At 73.0% G+C, this 19,088-nt stretch carries 21 protein-coding genes; 16 read left to right on the top strand and 5 right to left on the bottom strand.

The window, feature by feature from the left end; all coding sequences use genetic code 11:
* Positions 1-369: 369 nt before the first annotated feature.
* From AB0E14_RS30325 to AB0E14_RS30305, 5 genes are all read left to right on the top strand, one after another.
* Positions 370-1,332, top strand: coding sequence for a L,D-transpeptidase family protein (locus tag AB0E14_RS30325; RefSeq protein ID WP_362425229.1), 963 nt, complete (start codon positions 370-372; stop codon positions 1,330-1,332).
* A 20-nt stretch (positions 1,333-1,352) separates the two neighbouring features.
* A complete protein-coding gene (gene alr / locus AB0E14_RS30320) occupies positions 1,353-2,501 on the top strand; it encodes an alanine racemase (protein WP_362425226.1) in 1,149 nt (382 codons plus the stop codon).
* 58 nt (positions 2,502-2,559) lie between these two features.
* Positions 2,560-3,732 (top strand): alpha/beta hydrolase, encoded by a 1,173-nt coding sequence (locus AB0E14_RS30315; protein WP_362425222.1) that lies wholly within the window; start codon positions 2,560-2,562, stop codon positions 3,730-3,732.
* A gap of 10 nt (positions 3,733-3,742) precedes the next feature.
* Positions 3,743-4,252: a tRNA (adenosine(37)-N6)-threonylcarbamoyltransferase complex ATPase subunit type 1 TsaE gene (tsaE, locus tag AB0E14_RS30310; protein WP_362425218.1), complete on the top strand. Its 510-nt coding sequence runs from the start codon at positions 3,743-3,745 to the stop codon at positions 4,250-4,252.
* A gap of 188 nt (positions 4,253-4,440) precedes the next feature.
* Positions 4,441-4,581: a hypothetical protein gene (locus tag AB0E14_RS30305; RefSeq protein WP_362425215.1), complete on the top strand. Its 141-nt coding sequence runs from the start codon at positions 4,441-4,443 to the stop codon at positions 4,579-4,581.
* An 85-nt stretch (positions 4,582-4,666) separates the two neighbouring features.
* Here the strand turns inward: AB0E14_RS30305 and AB0E14_RS30300 are convergent, their stop codons facing one another.
* Complete coding sequence (locus tag AB0E14_RS30300) at positions 4,667-5,230, bottom strand: hypothetical protein (RefSeq protein ID WP_362425212.1); 564 nt, start codon at positions 5,228-5,230, stop codon at positions 4,667-4,669.
* A gap of 107 nt (positions 5,231-5,337) precedes the next feature.
* Between AB0E14_RS30300 and tsaB the strand changes: the two genes are divergently transcribed.
* From tsaB to AB0E14_RS30265, 7 genes are all read left to right on the top strand, one after another.
* Positions 5,338-5,994 (top strand): tRNA (adenosine(37)-N6)-threonylcarbamoyltransferase complex dimerization subunit type 1 TsaB, encoded by a 657-nt coding sequence (tsaB, locus tag AB0E14_RS30295; protein WP_362425209.1) that lies wholly within the window; start codon positions 5,338-5,340, stop codon positions 5,992-5,994.
* Between the two features lie 41 nt (positions 5,995-6,035).
* Positions 6,036-6,521, top strand: coding sequence for a ribosomal protein S18-alanine N-acetyltransferase (gene rimI, locus AB0E14_RS30290; RefSeq protein WP_362425236.1), 486 nt, complete (start codon positions 6,036-6,038; stop codon positions 6,519-6,521).
* Positions 6,511-7,626, top strand: coding sequence for a tRNA (adenosine(37)-N6)-threonylcarbamoyltransferase complex transferase subunit TsaD (gene tsaD / locus AB0E14_RS30285; protein WP_362425206.1), 1,116 nt, complete (start codon positions 6,511-6,513; stop codon positions 7,624-7,626). Before rimI ends, tsaD begins: the two co-directional genes overlap by 11 nt.
* Entirely contained in the window at positions 7,623-7,877 is a 255-nt protein-coding gene (locus AB0E14_RS30280; RefSeq protein ID WP_362425203.1) for a hypothetical protein, read from the top strand. The genes tsaD and AB0E14_RS30280 overlap by 4 nt, the downstream gene beginning before the upstream one ends.
* 36 nt (positions 7,878-7,913) lie before the next feature.
* Positions 7,914-8,777: a polysaccharide deacetylase family protein gene (locus tag AB0E14_RS30275; RefSeq protein ID WP_362425199.1), complete on the top strand. Its 864-nt coding sequence runs from the start codon at positions 7,914-7,916 to the stop codon at positions 8,775-8,777.
* 97 nt (positions 8,778-8,874) lie between these two features.
* Entirely contained in the window at positions 8,875-9,231 is a 357-nt protein-coding gene (locus AB0E14_RS30270) for a YciI family protein (RefSeq protein ID WP_362425196.1), read from the top strand.
* A 50-nt stretch (positions 9,232-9,281) separates the two neighbouring features.
* The gene (locus AB0E14_RS30265; RefSeq protein WP_362425193.1) at positions 9,282-10,538 is read left to right on the top strand and encodes an RNA polymerase sigma factor; all 1,257 of its coding nucleotides are present in this window, start codon (positions 9,282-9,284) and stop codon (positions 10,536-10,538) included.
* On the opposite strand, the gene AB0E14_RS30260 is transcribed toward AB0E14_RS30265, so the two are convergent.
* Together AB0E14_RS30260 and AB0E14_RS30255 are read right to left on the bottom strand one after the other, a co-directional pair.
* The gene (locus AB0E14_RS30260; RefSeq protein ID WP_362425190.1) at positions 10,532-11,995 is read right to left on the bottom strand and encodes a PQQ-binding-like beta-propeller repeat protein; all 1,464 of its coding nucleotides are present in this window, start codon (positions 11,993-11,995) and stop codon (positions 10,532-10,534) included. The two genes, AB0E14_RS30265 and AB0E14_RS30260, sit on opposite strands and share 7 nt — an antisense overlap.
* Positions 11,988-13,181: a class I SAM-dependent methyltransferase gene (locus tag AB0E14_RS30255; RefSeq protein WP_362425233.1), complete on the bottom strand. Its 1,194-nt coding sequence runs from the start codon at positions 13,179-13,181 to the stop codon at positions 11,988-11,990. Before AB0E14_RS30255 ends, AB0E14_RS30260 begins: the two co-directional genes overlap by 8 nt.
* Positions 13,182-13,263: 82 nt before the next feature.
* On the opposite strand from AB0E14_RS30255, the gene AB0E14_RS30250 reads away from it, so the two are divergent.
* The 4 genes from AB0E14_RS30250 (at position 13,264) to groL (ending at position 16,922) form a co-directional block, all read left to right on the top strand.
* Positions 13,264-14,217: a polysaccharide deacetylase family protein gene (locus AB0E14_RS30250; RefSeq protein ID WP_362425187.1), complete on the top strand. Its 954-nt coding sequence runs from the start codon at positions 13,264-13,266 to the stop codon at positions 14,215-14,217.
* The gene (locus AB0E14_RS30245; RefSeq protein ID WP_362425184.1) at positions 14,214-14,501 is read left to right on the top strand and encodes a hypothetical protein; all 288 of its coding nucleotides are present in this window, start codon (positions 14,214-14,216) and stop codon (positions 14,499-14,501) included. The genes AB0E14_RS30250 and AB0E14_RS30245 overlap by 4 nt, the downstream gene beginning before the upstream one ends.
* Positions 14,502-14,872: 371 nt before the next feature.
* Entirely contained in the window at positions 14,873-15,181 is a 309-nt protein-coding gene (groES, locus tag AB0E14_RS30240; protein WP_024756677.1) for a co-chaperone GroES, read from the top strand.
* Between the two features lie 112 nt (positions 15,182-15,293).
* A complete protein-coding gene (groL, locus tag AB0E14_RS30235; protein WP_362425180.1) occupies positions 15,294-16,922 on the top strand; it encodes a chaperonin GroEL in 1,629 nt (542 codons plus the stop codon).
* A 161-nt stretch (positions 16,923-17,083) separates the two neighbouring features.
* Here the strand turns inward: groL and AB0E14_RS30230 are convergent, their stop codons facing one another.
* Positions 17,084-17,782 carry an ester cyclase gene (locus AB0E14_RS30230; protein ID WP_362425177.1) on the bottom strand — a complete coding sequence of 233 codons (699 nt, stop codon included), beginning with the start codon at positions 17,780-17,782 and terminating at the stop codon, positions 17,084-17,086.
* Between the two features lie 69 nt (positions 17,783-17,851).
* Complete coding sequence (locus tag AB0E14_RS30225; protein WP_362425174.1) at positions 17,852-18,955, bottom strand: substrate-binding domain-containing protein; 1,104 nt, start codon at positions 18,953-18,955, stop codon at positions 17,852-17,854.
* Positions 18,956-19,088: the final 133 nt, after the last annotated feature.

Raw genomic sequence — 19,088 nt, 5'->3', positions numbered from 1 at the left:
GGGACGCGGGCTCGGTCGCCGCGTACCTCCACGGCCTCGCGGCGCGCCGCGCGTCGGCGGGCACGGGGGCGGGGGCGGGCGGTGCGTCGGGCGGCCCGTCGGGCGGCGCACCGATCGTGGCGGGTGACGTGGCGGAGGCGCTGCCGGGCGCCTGGCGGGACGTGGTGGCCGGGTAGCGGCCCCCACCCCACCCCTTCCCGAAACCCTGCCGGGGGCCGGGGGCCGGAGGGTGTGTGCCCGCCCGGTCGGGCGCACCCACGCGCGCCGCGGGGCGCCTGGCGCGGCCCGCACCCCCCGGGTGGGCGAACCCGTTGGGCCGGGAGGGGGGTTGGGCGGGCGAGGCGGGGGACGGCGGGTTCGACTGGGCGGGTGATCAGATGGACCGCGTCCTCCCGTGCCGTGACCCTGCTGCTCGTCGCCGCGACCGTGCTCCCCGCGGCACCGGCCGCCTCGGCCGCCGGCCGCCCCGGCGACCCCGTGCCCCCCGACCCCGCCGCCGCGACCGCCTCCGCCGAGCCCGAGCCCGAGCCTGAGCCCGAGCCCGAGCCCGAGCCCGCCTCCGCGACCGCCTCCGCCGAGCCCCTGGTGCCCGGGGTCGAAGGGGCCGGGCAGCCCGAGTACCCGATGGACACGCCCGACCAGGTGCTGCCGCCCGTACCGCAGGACGGGCCCCCCGTGCCCGTGCCCGAGCCCGAGGAGACCGTCGACGAGCTGGTCGAGTACCTGCCGCGCAGCGCGCTCGCCGCCGCCTGCACCGCGCTCGTCGGGCCCCACCAGCGCCGTGTCGAGAGGCTCCTGAAGCTGAAGGTCGACGGCAAGCAGTCCGCCGCCGACTGCAAGGCCATCCGCGCCTTCCAGGTCAGGGAGAAGATCAAGCCGGCCCACGGCTACGCCGGCCCCGTCACCTGGGCCCGCGCCGAGCTGCTCGCCGCCCGCAAGAACCCGAATGCCGCCGGGAAGTGCCCGGTCAAGACGTACACGGTCGTCTGCGTCGACCTCGACCGTGAGCTCATGTGGGTCCAGAAGAAGAAAAAGATCACCTTCGGGGTCGTGAACATCCGCAGCGGCAGGCCCGGGTACCGCACCCGTACCGGCTGGAAGACGGTCTACTGGCGCAACAAGGACCACTGGTCGACCCTGTACAACACCCCGATGCCGTACGCCCAGTTCTTCGACGGCGGTCAGGCCTTCCACGCCGTCTACGGCCAGCTCGCCACGCCGACCGGCAGCCGCGGCTGTGTGAATCTGAGCCACGCCAACGCCAAGAAACTCTGGGGCGTGCTGCGCAAGGGTGACCGGGTCTACATCTGGGGAAAGCGGCCCGAGAGCTGACACCTGAGAGACTGGGCGCGATGACTGAGACACCGCCGCCCCTCCGCGCCCGCGCCGAGATCGACCTCGGTGCGCTGCGTGCGAACGTCCGCACGCTGCGTGCCCGTGTCGCGCCCCACGTCCAGCTGATGGCCGTGGTCAAGGCCGACGCGTACGGCCACGGCGCCGTCCGCTGCGCCCGCGCCGCGCTCGAGGCGGGCGCGGACTGGCTCGGTACCGCCACCCCGCACGAGGCGCTCGCGCTGCGCGCCGCCGGGATCACGGACGCGCGGATCCTGTGCTGGCTGTGGACCCCGGGCGACCCGTGGGCCGCGGGCATCGAGGCCGGTCTCGACATGACCGTCAGCGGCATGTGGGCCCTGCGCGAGGTCACCCAGGCGGCCCGCGAGACCGGGCGGACCGCCCGGATCCAGCTCAAGGCCGACACCGGCCTCGGCCGCAACGGCTGCCAGCCCGCCGACTGGCCCGAGCTGGTCGGCGAGGCGCTCAAGGCCCAGAAGGACGGGCTGGTCACGGTCACCGGACTCTGGTCGCACTTCGCCTGCGCCGACGAGCCGGGCCACCCCTCCATCGCCTCCCAGCTCGACGTCTTCCGCTCGATGCTCGACTACGCCGAGAAGGCCGGCGTCGAGCCCGAGGTCCGGCACATCGCCAACTCGCCGGCCACCCTGACCCTCCCCGACACCCACTTCGACCTGGTGCGGCCCGGCATCGCGATGTACGGCGTCTCGCCCAGCCCCGAGCTCGGCACCTCCGCCGACTTCGGGCTGCGGCCGGTGATGTCCCTCATCGGCAGCGTCGCCCTGGTCAAGGAGGTCCCGGCCGGGCACGGGGTCAGCTACGGACACCACTACGTCACCGAGACCGAGACCACCCTCGGCCTCATCCCGCTCGGGTACGCCGACGGCATCCCGCGCCACGCCTCCGGCCGGGGCCCGGTCCTGGTCGGCGGGCGGATCCGGCGGGCGGCCGGGCGGGTCGCCATGGACCAGTTCGTCGTCGACCTCGGCGGCGACGCCGTCGAGCCCGGCGCGGTGGCGGTGCTCTTCGGCCCCGGCGACCGGGGTGAGCCGACCGCCGAGGACTGGGCCCAGGCCGCCGACACCATCGCGTACGAGATCGTCACCCGCATCGGCCCGCGCGTTCCGCGCGTCTATGTGAACGGCTGACGGCCGACTGCCGGCTGCCGGAGCGAGCGGCTGGGCACCTACCGAACAGGGGAGTGGCGTGAGCGAGTCCAGCACCGACAACTGGCGGCGTGCCGGGCTCGCCGGTGCCGCGATAGGCGTACTGGCCGCGGGCGCGGCGGCCGGCGTGGCCATCGAACGCCTCACGGTCGGGCGCGGCATGCGGCAGAAGGCCCGGCTGGCCCTCGACGCGTCCGCGCCCTACGGCTCCCTGCGCGGTACGCCCGGCAAGGCGCTCGCCGACGACGGCACCGCGCTCCACTACGAGACCGACGAGGTCGAGTCGGACGCCCCGGCGCCGCGCCGCCGACGGCTCTTCGGCCGCAGGGCGCCCGCGCCCGTCACCGTCGTCTTCAGCCACGGCTACTGCCTCGGCCAGGACTCCTGGCACTTCCAGCGGGCGGCGCTGCGAGGCCTGGTCCGTACCGTCTACTGGGACCAGCGCAGCCACGGACGGTCCGAGCGGGGCCGCGCCCAGTCCGGCCCCGACGGGCTGCCGGTCTCCATCGACCAGCTGGGCCGCGACCTGAAGGCCGTCATCGACGCGGCCGCGCCGGAGGGTCCGCTGGTCCTGGTCGGGCACTCGATGGGCGGCATGACGATCATGGCGCTCGCCGACCGCTACCCGGAGCTGGTCCGCGAGCGGGTCGTCGGGGTCGCCTTCGTGGGGACGTCGGCGGGGAAGCTGGGCGAGGTGAACTACGGGCTGCCGACCGCCGGGGTCAACGCGGTGCGCCGGGTCCTGCCGGGCGTCCTGAAGGCCCTCGGTTCGCAGGCGGAGCTGGTCGAGCGGGGGCGCAGGGCCACGGCCGACCTGTTCGCCGGGCTGATCAAGAAGTACTCGTTCTCCTCGCGGGACGTCGACCCCGCGGTCGCCCGCTTCGCGGAGCGGATGATCGAGGCCACCCCGATCGACGTGGTCGCGGAGTTCTACCCGGCTTTCGCCGAGCACGACAAGGCGCTCGCGCTCGCGGTCTTCCGTGAGCTGCCGGTGCTCGCGCTCGCCGGCGACCGGGACCTGGTCACCCCCAGCTCGCACACGGAGGCCATCGCCGATCTGCTGCCCGACGCGGAGCTGGTCATCGTGCCCGACGCCGGGCACCTGGTGATGCTGGAGCACCCGGAGGCCGTGACGGACCGGCTCGCCGACCTGCTCGCGAAGGTCGGGGCGGTGCCCGCGACGGCGGCCGACACGGGGGCCGGCAGCAGTTAGGTTGGGCCGTATGGAAGAACCGCACGCGGGGGGGACCCCGCACTCCACCGCCGAGCTCGCCGTCGACTCGCCCGAGGCGATGCAGGGGCTCGGCCGCCGGCTGGCCGAGCTGCTCCGGCCCGGCGACCTCGTCATGCTCACCGGCGAACTCGGCGCAGGGAAGACGACGCTCACCCGCGGCCTCGGCGAGGGCCTCGGTGTGCGCGGCGCCGTCACCTCCCCGACCTTCGTCATCGCCCGCGTCCACCCGTCGCTGGTCGGCGGGCCCGCGCTCGTCCACGTCGACGCGTACCGCCTGGGCGGCGGCCTGGACGAGATGGAGGACCTCGACCTGGATGTCTCGCTGCCCGAGTCGGTGGTCGTCGTGGAGTGGGGCGACGGCAAGGTCGAGGACCTCACGGACGACCGGCTGCACGTCCTGATCCACCGGGTCGTCGGCGACACCGACGACGACCGGCGCACGGTCGTGCTGCGCGGGATCGGCACGCGCTGGGCCGACGAGGACCTCGTCCTGGCCTGAGGACCGGGTCGCGCGCCGAGCTGAACGTACGTAGGTTCCGACAAGGTGTCGGGAAGATGTTGCGTCGGTCGTACGCGTCGTGGTGACATGGATGCACGAGCTGGTTAGGTGAACCTAACCTACGGGAGGCATGCATGGCGACGCCGGAGCGCGCGCACGCGGAAGCGCGGACGCGGAGGGGTACGTCGATGAGCGAGCTGCTGGCGTCCTGCGCCGCGGCGGAGGCGGTGTCGAGACCGCCGCGCACCCCCGAGCCGACGCCGGAACCGGACGCCGGTGAGCCCTCGCACCCGTCGCGCGAGCCCGGGATCGAGCGCGAGGCGGCGTAACCCGTACGGGTGAGGAACGTCCCGTGGGGCAGCCGACGGAGCCGTCCTACGGGAACCGTCCCGTAGGGCAGCCGACCGAGCCGTCCTACGGGACGACGACGACCTTCGCGCCGATCGACGCGAAGGTCCACATCGCGTCGCCGTCCGCGCGCTTCATCCGGATGCCGCCGGTCTTCCGCGTCGGGTCAGGCGTCGGCAGCGTGCCGTCGACCGCCGCGCTGAAGCCGATCGAGACGTCCTGCTCGGTCGTGAACCGCACCACGTGCTCGATCTGCACGCCGTCCGAGCCGGTGACCGCGCCGGAGCGGGACGTCACCTTGTACGCCCCCGGGGCCGGGTGGACCGTGCTCGGCACGACCGAGAAGGTGGACGTGGCCTGGCCCTTCGCGTCCACCAGCCACACCCGCTTCTCGGTCAGCGCGTACACCACGCGCGCACCGCTGCCCGAGTCCGCCGGTACGGAGAGCGGGTCCTTGACGGGCTTCTTGGGGCCGCCCGTCGCGGCCGTCGACGGCGCCGTGCTCGGGGCCTTCGGCTTGGCCGAGACGTCCGCCGGAGCGTTCGCCGACGCCTGGTAGGCGAGGAAGGCGACCGCGGCGACCGCCGCCGCCGTGAGCCCGGCCACGAATCCCGAGCTGCTCCGTGCCACCGCGCGCCCACCTTCTTTCGTACGTACGTATCGGTCGTGACGGTAGCAGTCGCGGGCGGGCGGGACGGGGCGCCGTGCGGACCGCCCGGGAGCCGTAGGCTGTTTGCGTGCTCTTGCTCGCCATGGATACCGCCACACCCGCCGTCACCGTCGCCCTCCACGACGGCGACTCCGTCGTCGCCGAGTCGCGGCAGATCGACGCCCGCCGCCACGGAGAGCTGCTGCTGCCCGCCGTCGACCGGGTCCTCACCGAGGCCGGTCTCAAGCTGGACGCGGTCACCGGCATCGTCGTCGGTGTCGGCCCCGGTCCGTACACCGGACTGCGCGTCGGGCTCGTCACGGCCGCGACCTTCTCCTCCGCGCTCGGCGTGCCCGTGCACGGCCTGTGCACCCTGGACGGCCTCGCCTATGCCTCCGGGATCGAGGAGCCGTTCGTCGTCGCGACGGACGCGCGCCGCAAGGAGGTCTACTGGGCGCGGTACGACAACGCCCGTACGCGCGTCACCGAAGCGGCCGTCGACCGGCCCGCCGAGATCGCCGAGCAGGTCGCCGGGCTCCCCGTCGTCGGCGCGGGCGCCCTGCTGTACCCCGAGGTCTTCCCCGACGCCCGCGACCCCGAGCACCAGTCCGCGGGCGCGCTGGCCGCGCTCGCGGCCGAGCGGCTCGCGGCCGGCGGCGACGGCTTCCTCGACCCGCTGCCGATGTACCTGCGCCGCCCCGACGCCCAGGTGCCGAAGAACTACAAGGTGGTCACGCCCAAGTGACAGCCCCGACCTCCGCGACCGCGGCCGCGACCCTGCGCGAGATGCGCTGGTGGGACATCGCGCCCGTGCTCGTCATGGAACACGAACTGTTCCCCGAGGACGCCTGGTCCGCGGGGATGTTCTGGTCCGAGCTGGCCCACGCCCGGGGGCCGGCCGCCACCCGCCGCTATGTCGTCGCGGAGGCCGGGGGGAAGCTCGTCGGCTACGCAGGGCTGGCCGCGGCCGGCGGCCTCGGCGACGTCCAGACGATCGCCGTCGCCCGCGACCAGTGGGGCACCGGGCTCGGCGCCCGGCTCCTCACCGACCTCCTCCAGCACGCCACCGCCTTCGAATGCGAAGAGGTGCTCCTCGAAGTGCGGGTGGACAACACCCGGGCCCAGAAGCTGTACGAGCGCTTCGGCTTCGAGCCGATCGGCTTCCGCCGCGGCTACTACCAGCCGGGGAACGTGGACGCCCTCGTGATGCGGCTGACCGTCCAAGCAACCGAGACCGAAACTGAGACTGAGACTGATTCCGATGGCTGCTGACGAACCCCTCGTACTCGGCATCGAGACCTCCTGCGACGAGACCGGCGTCGGTATCGTCCGGGGGACGACGCTGCTCGCCGACGCCATCGCCTCCAGCGTCGACACCCACGCCCGCTTCGGCGGGGTCGTGCCCGAGATCGCCTCCCGCGCGCACCTGGAGGCGATGGTCCCGACCATCGAGCGCGCCCTGAAGGAAGCCGGCGTCTCGGCCCGCGACCTCGACGGCATCGCCGTCACGGCCGGTCCCGGCCTCGCCGGCGCGCTGCTCGTCGGGACCTCGGCCGCGAAGGCGTACGCGTACGCGCTCGGCAAGCCGCTCTACGGCGTGAACCACCTGGCCTCGCACATCTGCGTGGACCAGCTGGAGCACGGCCCGCTGCCCGAGCCCACGATGGCGCTCCTCGTCTCCGGCGGGCACTCCTCGCTGCTCCTCGCCCCCGACATCACCGCCGACGTCCGCCCGATGGGCGCCACCATCGACGACGCGGCCGGCGAGGCCTTCGACAAGATCGCGCGCGTCCTGGACCTCGGCTTCCCGGGCGGACCGGTCATCGACCGGCTCGCGAAGGAGGGCGACCCGACGGCGATCCACTTCCCGCGCGGCCTGTCCGGCGCGAAGGACCCCGCCTACGACTTCTCCTTCTCCGGCCTGAAGACGGCCGTGGCGCGCTGGATCGAGGCCAAGCGGGCGGCGGGCGAGGAGGTGCCGGTACGGGACGTGGCGGCGTCCTTCCAGGAGGCCGTCGTCGACGTGCTCACCCGGAAGGCCGTTCGGGCCTGCAAGGACGAGGGCGTCGACCACCTGATGATCGGCGGCGGAGTGGCGGCCAACTCGCGGCTGCGGGCGCTGGCCCAGGAGCGGTGCGAGCGGGCCGGCATCCGGCTGCGGGTGCCCCGGCCCAAGCTGTGCACCGACAACGGCGCGATGGTGGCGGCCCTGGGCGCGGAGATGGTCGCCCGCAACCGGCCGGCCTCCGACTGGGAGCTGTCCGCAGACTCGTCGCTGCCGGTGACCGACCCGCACGTGCCGGGCGCCCACAGCCACGGTCACGGGCACGACCACGACCACGTGCACGAGATCAGCAAGGAGAACCTCTACTCATGAGGGTCACCCTGATGTGGGAGGCCAGGGCGGTCCAGGGCCGGGGCGCCGAACTCCTGGAGTGGGCGCGGGCCCAGGTCCTGCCCTACGAGCCGGTGCGGCGCGAGTTCTTCCGCGCCCCGCAGGACCGGGTGCTCGTCCTGACCTGGTGGGACGCGGAGACGCTCGACGCCGAGCTGCCCGAACTGCCCGAGCCCGCGGCGGAGCTGATCACCCGGCCGGTGCACCGCTGGCGCTTCGAGGCCATGGCCTGAGGCAACCCCGGGGCGCCTTCCCGCATCCTCCACGGCGTGACTCTCGGCGTGGACAAGAAGATCGTGACCTGGGCGGCGCTGACCGCCGCCGCACTGCTCATATCCGGCTGCGGCGGCACGGCGGGCGCGTACTCCGAGTCGGCGCCCACGGCCTCCGGGAGACCGGCTTCGCCCGCGACACCCCCCGCCGGCGGCGCGGCGCCCGGCCGGGCCTCCGAGGCCGCCGCGTACGAGAAGTGGGGTCTGAAGCCCTTCGCCGCGCCGCCCGCCCCGCCGAAGGACAAGCCGGTGAAGCGCGTGCCCGGGGGGCCGGTGCCCGTCATCAGCGAGATACCGACCAAGGACAAGGTCGTCTTCATCACGATCGACGACGGGGCCGAGAAGGACCCCGAGTTCGTGAAGATGATGCAGGAGCTCAAGGTCCCGGTGACGATGTTCCTCACCGACTCCGCGATACGCACCGACTACGGCTACTTCAAGCCGCTCGCCGCCCTCGGCAACGGCGTCGCCAACCACACCCTCACCCACCCCAACCTGCGCACCCTCGGCCGGTCCGCGCAGCAGCGGGAGATCTGCGGCCAGCAGACGAAGCTGGCGAAGGAGTACGGGACGACCCCGCGGCTCTTCCGCCCGCCCTACGGCAACTGGAACGAGGACACCCGCGCGGCGGCCGGCGCGTGCGGCGTGGACGCGATCGTGCTGTGGCGCGAGTCGATGCAGATCAAGAACATGCAGTACCAGCGCGGCGACAAGAAGCTGCACCCCGGCGACATCATCCTGGCCCACTTCCGGGGCCCCGCCGAGCTCAAGGGCACGACGATGACCCGGATGACGGCCGACATGCTCCGCCGCATCCAGGAGCAGGGCTTCACCGTGGCCCGCCTGGAGGACTACGTCTGAGAAGTTTTCCGCGCGTGGTGTCGATGCGGGCCCGGCCCGTTCGACGTATGAGTGAAAGGCGGGGAACGGCCCCGCCCGCCACGCAAGGAGAACGACCATGCCCCGCTACCTGACGCTGATCCGCATCGAGGAGGGCTCCTTCGAGCTGGAGGACGCCGACCCCGGCTTCGACGCCCGCATGGGCGCGCTCTTCGAGGAGATCACCAAGGCCGGCGTGATGCTGGAGACGGCCGGCCTCAAGCCGACCAAGGAGGCCAGGCGGATCCTCTGGGAGGGCGGCAGGACCTCCTTCACCGACGGCCCCTTCACCGAGACCAAGGAGGTCATCGGCGGCTACTCGATCACCCAGTGCCGGGACCTGGCCGAGGCCGTCGAGTGGGCGAAGCGGTTCCTCGAGGTCCACCCGCCGCAGTGGAAGGTGGGCTGCGAGGTCCGCGAGATCGAAGAGATGTGAGCAGCGATGTGATCTGACGCGGCCGGGGCGGGTGGTGTCATGGTGGATCCATGACCGCACCCGCCCCCGGCGCCGTCGAGATCGTCGAGACCGTCTTCCGGATGGAGTCGCCGCGGATCATCGCCGCCGTCGCGCGGATCGTCCGGGACGTCGGCATCGCCGAGGAGATCGCCCAGGACGCCTTCGTCGCCGCCCTGGAGCAGTGGCCGCGCACGGGAGTCCCGGACCGGCCGGCCGCCTGGCTGACGGCCGCCGCCAAGAACCGCGCGGTGGACCTCGTACGGCGCAGGGAGACGTACGCGCGCAAGCTGGCCGAGGTCGGGCGGGAGCTGCCGGAGTCCCGTCACGACCCGGAGCCGTCCGGGCCCGGCGACATCGACGACGACCTGCTGCGGCTGGTCTTCACCGCCTGCCACCCGGTGCTCTCCGCCGAGGCGCGGACCGCGCTGACCCTGCGGCTCGTCGGCGGGCTGCGCACGGACGAGATCGCCCGGGCCTTCCTCGTGCCGGAGGCGACGGTCGCGCAGCGGATCGTGCGGGCGAAGCGGACGCTGGCGAAGGCGGGTGTGGAGTTCGAGGTGCCCTACGGGGAGGAGCGGGCGGCCCGGCTCGGCTCGGTCCTGGACGTCATCTACCTCGTCTTCAACGAGGGGTACGCGGCGACGGCCGGCGACGACCTGCTGCGCCCCGCGCTGTGCGAGGACGCGCTGCGGCTCGCCCGGGTGCTCGCGGGGCTCATGCCGAAGGAGGGCGAAGTCCACGGCCTGGCCGCCCTGCTGGAGATCCAGGCGTCCCGGACGGCGGCCCGGACAGGGCCGGACGGGAAGCCGGTCCTGCTCGCCGAGCAGAACCGGAACCGCTGGGACCGGCGGCTCATCCTCCGCGGCTTCGAGGCGCTCGCGCGGGCGGCCGAGTGCGGTCCGTACGGTCCCTACGCCCTCCAGGCCGCCATCGCCGCCTGCCATGCGAAGGCGCCCGCGTACGAGGCCACGGACTGGCGGACGATCGCCGCGCTGTACGGCCGCCTCGCGGCCCTCACACCGTCCCCCGTGGTCGAGTTGAACCGCGCGGTCGCCGTCTCGATGGCCGAGGGACCGGAGGCGGGCCTCGCCCTCGTCGACGCCCTCAGGGAAGAACCCGCCCTGTCCGGCTACCACTTGCTGCCGAGCGTCCGGGGCGACCTGCTGGCGCGGCTGGGACGGGAGGCGGAGGCCCGCGAGGAGTTCGAGCGGGCGGCCGCCCTGACCCGCAACGAACGGGAACGTGAACTCCTGCTCGGGCGGGCCCGGGACCTGGGCGGTCAGTAGCGCAGGATCCGGCCCGCCGAGGTGCCGATGAGGACCGTGCCGTCGGGGGCCGCGTGCAGGGACAGGAGGCCGTACGGGGGCAGGGGGCGGTGGGCGAGGACGGTTCCGTCGGTGGTGGCGACCGAGACGAGGGTGTCGTCGGCGCACAGGGCGTGCAGGATGCCGTCGTGCGCGTCGAGGGCGACGACCTCCGACTCCAAGGGCCGGGTCCAGGCGATCTCCCCCGTGGGGTGGGCGCGGCGGACCAGTTCCTTCCGGCCGTGCAGCAGCGCGGGGCCTTCCGCGTCGACGGTGTGGACCGCGGGGCCGAGCGGCGCGTCGACGGAGTGGAGCGTCGTCTCGGCGGTGGTACGGGGGTCGAGCGCGACCACGTCCCTGCCGCGCCGCCCGTAGAGCAGCTCGGGGCAGCGGCGGACGTCGAGCGGGACGAGGTCGTAGCGGTTCGGCTCCTGGACCCCGCCCAGCGGGGTGCCGTCGGGGGCGAAGAAGCGCGTGTTGGGCGGGGTGGGGGGCTCGACCTCGATGGAGCGGTTGTAGGTGTCCCGGATCGCCCAGACCCCGTCCGTACGTGCCTGCAGCGCGGCCGAGAACGGGACCGAGGGGCGGTCGAGGACCGTGCCGTCGGCCGTGGAGACGAGCGGGAAGTCGGTCCGGGCCCGGGCGTCGGGGCCCGGGACGGTGATCCTGGCCGTCCGCTCGTCCGCGGCGACCTCGATGCGCGTGCCGTGGGCCCTCGGCTCCGCGGGAACCCGCCAGAGCAGGGTGCCGTCGGGCGCCCAGCACTCCACGGCCGTGTCGCGGCGGGTGGCGAGCACCCGGCCGTCGCTCAGCCCGGCCACGGCCCGGACGCCGCCGAGGCCGTCGTAGGTCCGCCCCGCCCGTTCGGCGATCTCCGCGAGGAGCGGTCCCGCGGGCGAGCCGGGCTGGTCGGGGTAGGTGTCCGTGGCTTCGGGATCGAGCGGCTCCCGCTCCAGGGCGGTCAGGTCGAGGGCGTCGGGGGCGAGGCCGAGCCAGTCGTCCCGTACGAGGGTGCCCCGGGACGCGTAGCGGACGTACTCGTCGTGCTCGTCCACGCGGAAGAAGGTGAGTTCGAGGGTGCGGGCGTCCAGCCAGCGCACCGGGTCGACGCCCCACCGGGGGTCGGCGAAGTCCACGCGCCGGCCGTTGTCGGGCTCGAAGAGCGTGAGTCCGCCCGCGCGGTCGTACTCGTCGTAGTTGTCGAGGCCGACGGCGAGCAGCGGGAGCGTGGGGTGGAAGGCGATCGACTCCGCGTCCATCGCGAACATGAGCAGGTGCGCGCAGGAGAGGTCGTCGGCGCGGTGGACGGCGACCCGGCTCTGCTGGTGCAGGACCGAACTGACCGCGATCCACCGGCCGTCGGCGCTGACGGTCACCTGGGAGGCATGGCCGCGCAGCTCGGGGAACGGTTCCTCGTGGAGCGGGGGCAGCTCACCCACGGTCTGCCACCGCCGGTCCGCCGATCAGCATCGTCGGGGCGCCCGCGACCCGGGTCAGGAAGACCGTGGCCGCGTTCGGGCCCTTCGGCTTGACCCGGCGGCGGATCTCCTCCGGCTCGACCGCCGAACCGCGCTTCTTCACCGTCAGCGTGCCGACCTCCCGCTCGCGCAGCAGGGCCTTCAACTTCTTCAGGTTGAAGGGGAGTTCGTCGGTGATCTCGTACGCCGTGGCGAACGGCGTCGGGGTGAGGGCGTCCGCCGTGACGTACGCGATGGTCTCGTCGATCAGGCCGCCGGGCAGCTCCTCGGCGACCTCGGCGACCAGGTGCGCGCGGATGACCGCGCCGTCAGGCTCGTAGAGGTACCGCCCGAGCGGGCGGACCGCCGGGTCGGGCAGGCCGCGCCCGGTCAGGCTCGCGCCGGACGGCAGGAGGGTCGCGCGGCGCGCGCCGGGGGAGGTGCCGAACCAGAGCACGGCCTCCTTCACGTCCCCGCCGTCCGAGATCCACTCGGCCTCGGCCTCCTCGGGCACCGCCTCGTGCGGGATGCCGGGGGCGATCTTCAGCGCCGCGTGCGGGGCCTTGCGGGCGGCCTCGACGGCCCAGGAGAGCGGCGGGGAGTACGCCTCCGGGTCGAAGATCCTGCCCCGGCCGCCGCGCCGCGCCGGGTCCACGAAGACGGCGTCGTACGGGCTCGTGTCGATCTCGGTCACGTCCGCGCACCGCACCTCGATCAGCCCGGCGAGGCCGAGCGCCTCGGCGTTGGCGCGGGCGGCGGCCGCCGTCAGCGGGTCGCGGTCCACGGCGAGGACCGAGATCCCGGCCCGGGCGAACGCGAGGGCGTCGCCGCCGATCCCGCCGCACAGGTCGGCCACGGAGCGCACGCCGAGCGCGTGGAGGCGTTCCGCGCGGTAGGTCCCGACGGTGGCCCGGGTCGACTGCTCGACGCCGTGCGGGGTGAAGTACATCCGGTACGCGTCCTCGGCGCCGAACTTCGCCACCGCGCGCTGCCGCAGCCGGGCCTGCCCGAGCGCGGCCGAGACCAGTTCGGCGGGGTGCTCGCGGCGCAGCCGGGAGGCGACGGCCAGTTCCTGGGCGGGGTCGTAGTCGCGCAGGGCGGCGAGCAGCGTCTGGCCCTCGGGGGCGAGCAGGGCGGTGAAGTCGGCGAGGTCGGTCACCCGTCCCATTGTGGGCCAGCCGGGGGATGGTGGGGGCCGGGTGGAGGTGTCGACGGCTGTGCGGGGCATTCCGCTGACAGGATGCGGCGCCATGCAGCTAGTACGACAAGCAGAAGAAAAGCGCTCGAAGCGGGCGGCGGCACGCCTCCGCCGCTCGGTCGGCGCCGCCCTGGTCGTCGCCGCGCTCGGCTCCGCCTGCGCGGGCCCCTCCGGCGACGGGGGGTCCCCCGCGGAGGGCCGCAAGGGCCCCGCGCGGCCCGCCGCCGGTCAGCCACAGGCGGAGGGCGCGTCAGGGGCGCTCGCCGCTTACGTCGAGAAGGTCCGCCAGCGCCGCACCGCCCGGGCCCTGGCCGCCAAGAAGTGGGGCCTGGACCGGCCGCCGCTGGAAGCCCCCGCCCCGCCGGCCGTGAAGCCGAAGATCACCACGCGCAAGGGCTTCGAGACGGACGGCGAAGGGCTGCCGCCGGTGTTCACCACCGTGCCGACGAAGGAGAAGGTCGTCTTCCTGACGATCGACGACGGCGCGGAGAAGGACCCCGAGCTGCTGCGGATGATGAGCGACCTGCAGATCCCGTACAGCGCCTTCCTGAGCGACTACCTCGTCAAGGAGGACTACGGCTACTTCAAGAAGATGCAGGACGCCGGGGTCGCCCTGCACAACCACACCCTCAACCACCGCTACCTGCCCGGGCTCTCGTACAGCGCGCAGAAGCGCGAGATCTGCGGGATGCAGGACGTCATCGAGAAGCGGTACGGGAAGCGGCCCCCGCTCTTCCGGCCGCCGTACGGCAACTACAACGAGGACACCCTGCGCGCCGCCGCGACGTGCGGGGTGAAGGCGGTCCCGCTGTGGGCCTCGGAGGCGTTCCCGGACCGGATGGAGTGGCGCGAGTGGGACCGGGACCTGCACCCCGGCGACATCGTGCTCACGCACTTCCGGGGCAAGGAGGACTGGAAGGGCACGATGCCCGACATGATCCGCCGGGTGATGAAGACGATCACGGCCAAGGGGTACGCGGTCGCGAAGCTCGAGGACTACGTGTGAGCCGCGCGCGCCGGCCGGTCATCGGCCTCGTCCTGGCCGGCGCGCTCCTGGGGATCTCGGGGTGCGCGTCGTCCGTGGACCCGATCGAGCGCCTGGGGCGGAAGGCGGCGCAGCGGCTCGACACCGACACCGGCGCGGGGGAGCGGCCCGCGGGCGGCGCGCTCTCGGGGGCGGCGGCCCGCGTCCTGCACCGACTCTCCCGGCTGGACGACGGGATCGCCGAGGACGGGCCGCGTCGCGGGGTGCGTGGCGCGGACGAGCCGCGCCGGGCGGGCCGGCCCTGAAGGGTCGGGGCGCGAGGCCGTCATGTCCGCGCCTTCGTACGGAACCTCAGGGTCCGTCGGGCCGTTGCCCGTACCGGGACCGGATCGAACGCCACCCGCCACCGAACCGCCGGTGCATCGGACCCGCCGCCGCATCGCCTGCGCATCGCACCCGCCGGCGCATCGCACCCGCCCGCCGAGCCGCCACGCGGTGCTGAATTGGCACTCCGCTTGACCGAGTGCTAATCGCAGTCATAGTCTCGGCTCTGGCACTCCCCACTGGAGAGTGCCAACACAGCGACGGGCAGGTCCGGCACCCGCGACGACGGATCCACCTGGTCGCCACCTCAGACAGTTAACCCCGTGAGATCTCCGAAGGGGGAGGTCGGATCGTGACGACCACCAGCTCCAAGGTTGCCATCAAGCCGCTCGAGGACCGCATCGTGGTCCAGCCGCTCGACGCCGAGCAGACCACCGCCTCTGGCCTGGTCATCCCGGACACCGCGAAGGAGAAGCCCCAGGAGGGCGCCGTCCTCGCCGTGGGTCCGGGCCGCTTCGAGAACGGCGAGCGCCTTCCGCTCGACGTCCAGGTCGGCGATGTCGTGCTGTACAGCAAGTACGGCGGCACCGAGGTGAAGTACAACGGCGAGGAGTTCCTCGTCCTCTCGGCTCGCGACGTGCTCGCGATCATCGAGAAGTAATTCACCGAAGTATCTGAGACAGATGCTTTGAGCTGCGCCCCTTGACCCCGCACTGGGCGTCCGGGGGCGCAGTTCGTTTACACACGATTTCCGAGAGGGCTGAATCGCTCCCATGGCGAAGATCCTGAAGTTCGACGAGGACGCCCGTCGCGCCCTTGAGCGCGGCGTCAACAAGCTTGCCGACACGGTGAAGGTGACGATCGGCCCCAAGGGCCGCAACGTCGTCATCGACAAGAAGTTCGGCGCCCCCACCATCACCAACGACGGTGTCACGATCGCCCGCGAGGTCGAGATCGAGGACCCGTACGAGAACCTCGGTGCCCAGCTGGTGAAGGAGGTGGCGACCAAGACCAACGACATCGCGGGTGACGGCACCACCACCGCCACCGTGCTCGCCCAGGCGCTCGTCCGCGAGGGCCTGCGCAACGTCGCCGCCGGCGCCTCCCCGGCCGCCCTGAAGAAGGGCATCGACGCCGCGGTCAAGGCCGTCTCCGACGAGCTGCTCGCGACCGCCCGTCCGATCGAGGACAAGTCCGACATCGCCGCCGTGGCCGCGCTCTCCGCGCAGGACCAGCAGGTCGGCGAGCTCATCGCCGAGGCGATGGACAAGGTCGGCAAGGACGGTGTCATCACCGTCGAGGAGTCCAACACCTTCGGTCTGGAGCTCGACTTCACCGAGGGCATGGCCTTCGACAAGGGCTACCTGTCCCCGTACATGGTGACCGACCAGGAGCGTATGGAGGCCGTCCTCGACGACCCGTACATCCTGATCCACCAGGGCAAGATCTCCTCGATCCAGGACCTGCTGCCGCTGCTGGAGAAGGTCATCCAGGCCGGCGCCTCCAAGCCGCTGCTGATCATCGCCGAGGACGTCGAGGGCGAGGCCCTGTCGACCCTGGTCGTCAACAAGATCCGTGGCACCTTCAACGCCGTGGCCGTCAAGGCCCCCGGCTTCGGCGACCGCCGCAAGGCGATGCTCGGCGACATGGCCACCCTCACCGGTGCCACCGTCATCGCCGAGGAGGTCGGCCTCAAGCTCGACCAGGCCGGTCTGGACGTGCTGGGCACCGCCCGCCGCGTGACCGTGACCAAGGACGACACCACCATCGTCGACGGTGGCGGCAACTCCGAGGACGTCGCGGGCCGCGTCAACCAGATCAAGGCCGAGATCGAGTCCACCGACTCCGACTGGGACCGCGAGAAGCTCCAGGAGCGCCTCGCGAAGCTGGCCGGCGGCGTGTGCGTGATCAAGGTCGGCGCCGCCACCGAGGTGGAGCTGAAGGAGAAGAAGCACCGTCTGGAGGACGCCATCTCCGCGACCCGCGCCGCGGTCGAGGAGGGCATCGTCTCCGGTGGTGGCTCCGCTCTGGTCCACGCCGTCAAGGTCCTCGAGGGCAACCTCGACAAGACCGGCGACGAGGCCACGGGTGTCGCGGTCGTCCGCCGCGCCGCCGTCGAGCCGCTGCGCTGGATCGCCGAGAACGCCGGCCTCGAGGGCTACGTCATCACCTCGAAGGTGGCGGAGCTGGAGAAGGGCAACGGCTTCAACGCCGCCACCGGCGAGTACGGCGACCTGGTCAAGGCCGGCGTCATCGACCCGGTCAAGGTGACGCGCTCCGCGCTGGAGAACGCCGCCTCGATCGCCTCCCTCCTGCTCACCACCGAGACCCTCGTGGTGGAGAAGAAGGAAGAGGAGCCGGCGGACGCGGGCCACGGCCACGGCCACGGTCACTCGCACTGACGCACGCGCTGACGGCTGATCGCCCGTAGCCGATCGCTGAGGTCCGGTGTCCCGGGAGGGGCACCGGACCTCGGCGTTTTCCCGCGCCTCCTCGCTCCTTGACGCCTCTACGCCTCCTCGCTCCCTACGGCTCCTCGCTCCCTAGGCCTCCACGGCGCCCCTTACGCCTCCACGGCGCCGAGCTGCCCCATGAGGCCGAGCAGGTCGTACTGCCACCAGCCCTCGGTGATCTTGCCGTCCTGCCGGCACTGGTGGATGGTCGTCCCGGTCATGGAGACCTTCATGCCGGTGGGCTGGAGCCCCATGAAGTCGCCGGTGTGCGTGCCGATCCAGGTCCACCGCGTGCACACCCGGTCGCCCTCGGCGATCTGGTCGTTGATGGTGAAACCGAAGTCGAATCCGGCCCGCCACATCTCCACCTCGCGCCGGACCGCGTCCATCCCGATGACGTCCTGCTCGTTGGTCGGATCGTGGTCGTGGTACCCCTCGGCCAGCACCTCGTCGAGGGGCGGCAGCTCGCCCTCGGTGGCCATGAGCTCGAAGAGACGGCGGGCGCTGGTCTTGTACAGCTGCTCGTCCCGGACGATGTCGAGGTCCGTGAACGTCGGCATCTCGTCACAGAGCGCGACCATCTCCCGGAAGATGCGATCCGTCTCCGGAAGCTGCGAGTTGGTCATCGCGACCTCGTAGGAGGGGAACTCCACGATCTCCACGAGGTGGGACGCGTCCGAGCGGTCCTTGCCGATGACGCTGTGCGTGGCCGTCCGCTTGCCCTTGGTCTGTTCGACCCACTTGTCCATGAGCCGGTTCAGGTCGTCGAACCGACTGGTCTTGCAATCGATGATCTGTACGAAAGTCATGGTGCCTCCCGGACCGGGTGGACCCTTCCATCTTAGGTCCGGGGTGGCCATCCGCACGGGGGCGGAGCCTCAGGCGCTCCCGCCCGGCGCCCCGCACGAGGACCGCACGCGCAGCCGTGGCAGCAGGCTCAGGTGGCGCCGGGCGGGCTCCTCCGCCGGGTCCTCCGTGAGCCGCTCCACCAGCAACTCCGTGGCGTGCCTGCCCACTTGGCGCTTCGGCGGGGCGACCGCGGTGAGCGGGGTGTCGGCGAGCGCGGCGACCTCGTCGTCGTAGGCGATCAGGGCCAGGTCCTCCGGCACCTTCACGCCGAGCTCCGCCAGGCGCCGCACGATCTCGATGGCGTCCACGTCGTTGTGGACCAGGGCCGCGCTCGCCCGGCCCGCGCTCACCGCCTCGTACAGCGACCGGACCGCGCGCTCGAACGCGGCCGGGTCCTGGTCCGCCGGTACGGAGTCGATCACCGGGCCGGGCGCCGCCAGGTCCAGCGTGGCCAGCGCCTCCGCGTAGCCGGCGCGCACCGCGAGCGCGGTCGGGCTGTCGCCGCGCGCCACGAGGAGCGGGGTGCCGTGGCCGAGGCCGAGGAGGTGTCGCAGGGCGAGCAGGACGCCGTGGCCGTGGTCGGAGACCACCCGGTCCAGGGCGTCGAGCGGGCTGCCCGGCTCGGCCCGGCGCTCCAGGAGCACGGCGGGCACGGGGAGTTCGGCCAGCCAGGTCCCGTACGAGGGCCGGTCCTCCGGTCCCCGCCAGCCGGGCGCGACGAGCACGCCCTGGGCGCCGGCCGCGAGCAGGCCCTCGGTGCGCGGGCGGTCCTCCTCGGGGCGGTAGTCCGAGATCCGCAGGATCAGCCGGGCCCCCGCCCGCGCGGCCGCCTCGTGCGCGCCCCGGATGACCTCGGCGAAGTAGTACGTGGCGGCGGGCGCGAGCAGCCCGAGGACCAGGCCCTCGCCGGAGGGGCGGGCGGCCGCGCGGCCCGGGTCGCCCCGGCGCTCGGGCCACGACACCCGGCCGTGCGCCCGGTCGAGCAGCCCCTGGCCGGCCAGCGTCTCGACGTCGCGGCGAGCGGTCACGGGGGAGACGCCGAGCCGGTCGGCCAGTTCGGCGACCCGGGCGGTGCCGTGCTCGCGGACCAGGGCCAGCAGTCGGTCGTGTCGTTCGGCGGCACTCTCGCGCACGGCGCATCCCCTCGCGGTGGGTCGGTCCGGCGGGCGCCGTACTCGCAGCGGAGCCTACGCCAGAATGATCGAACGCAAGGAGTTTCGATCATTCGCTCCGATCTCATTGACGTTCGATCGAAGGGCTGTTCAT

The organism is Streptomyces sp. NPDC047981, from assembly GCF_040653315.1.
Taxonomy (GTDB): Bacteria; Actinomycetota; Actinomycetes; order Streptomycetales; family Streptomycetaceae; genus Streptomyces.
The sequence above is the reverse complement of the archived record's forward strand: the minus strand, read 5'-3'. Positions and strand labels throughout refer to the sequence as shown.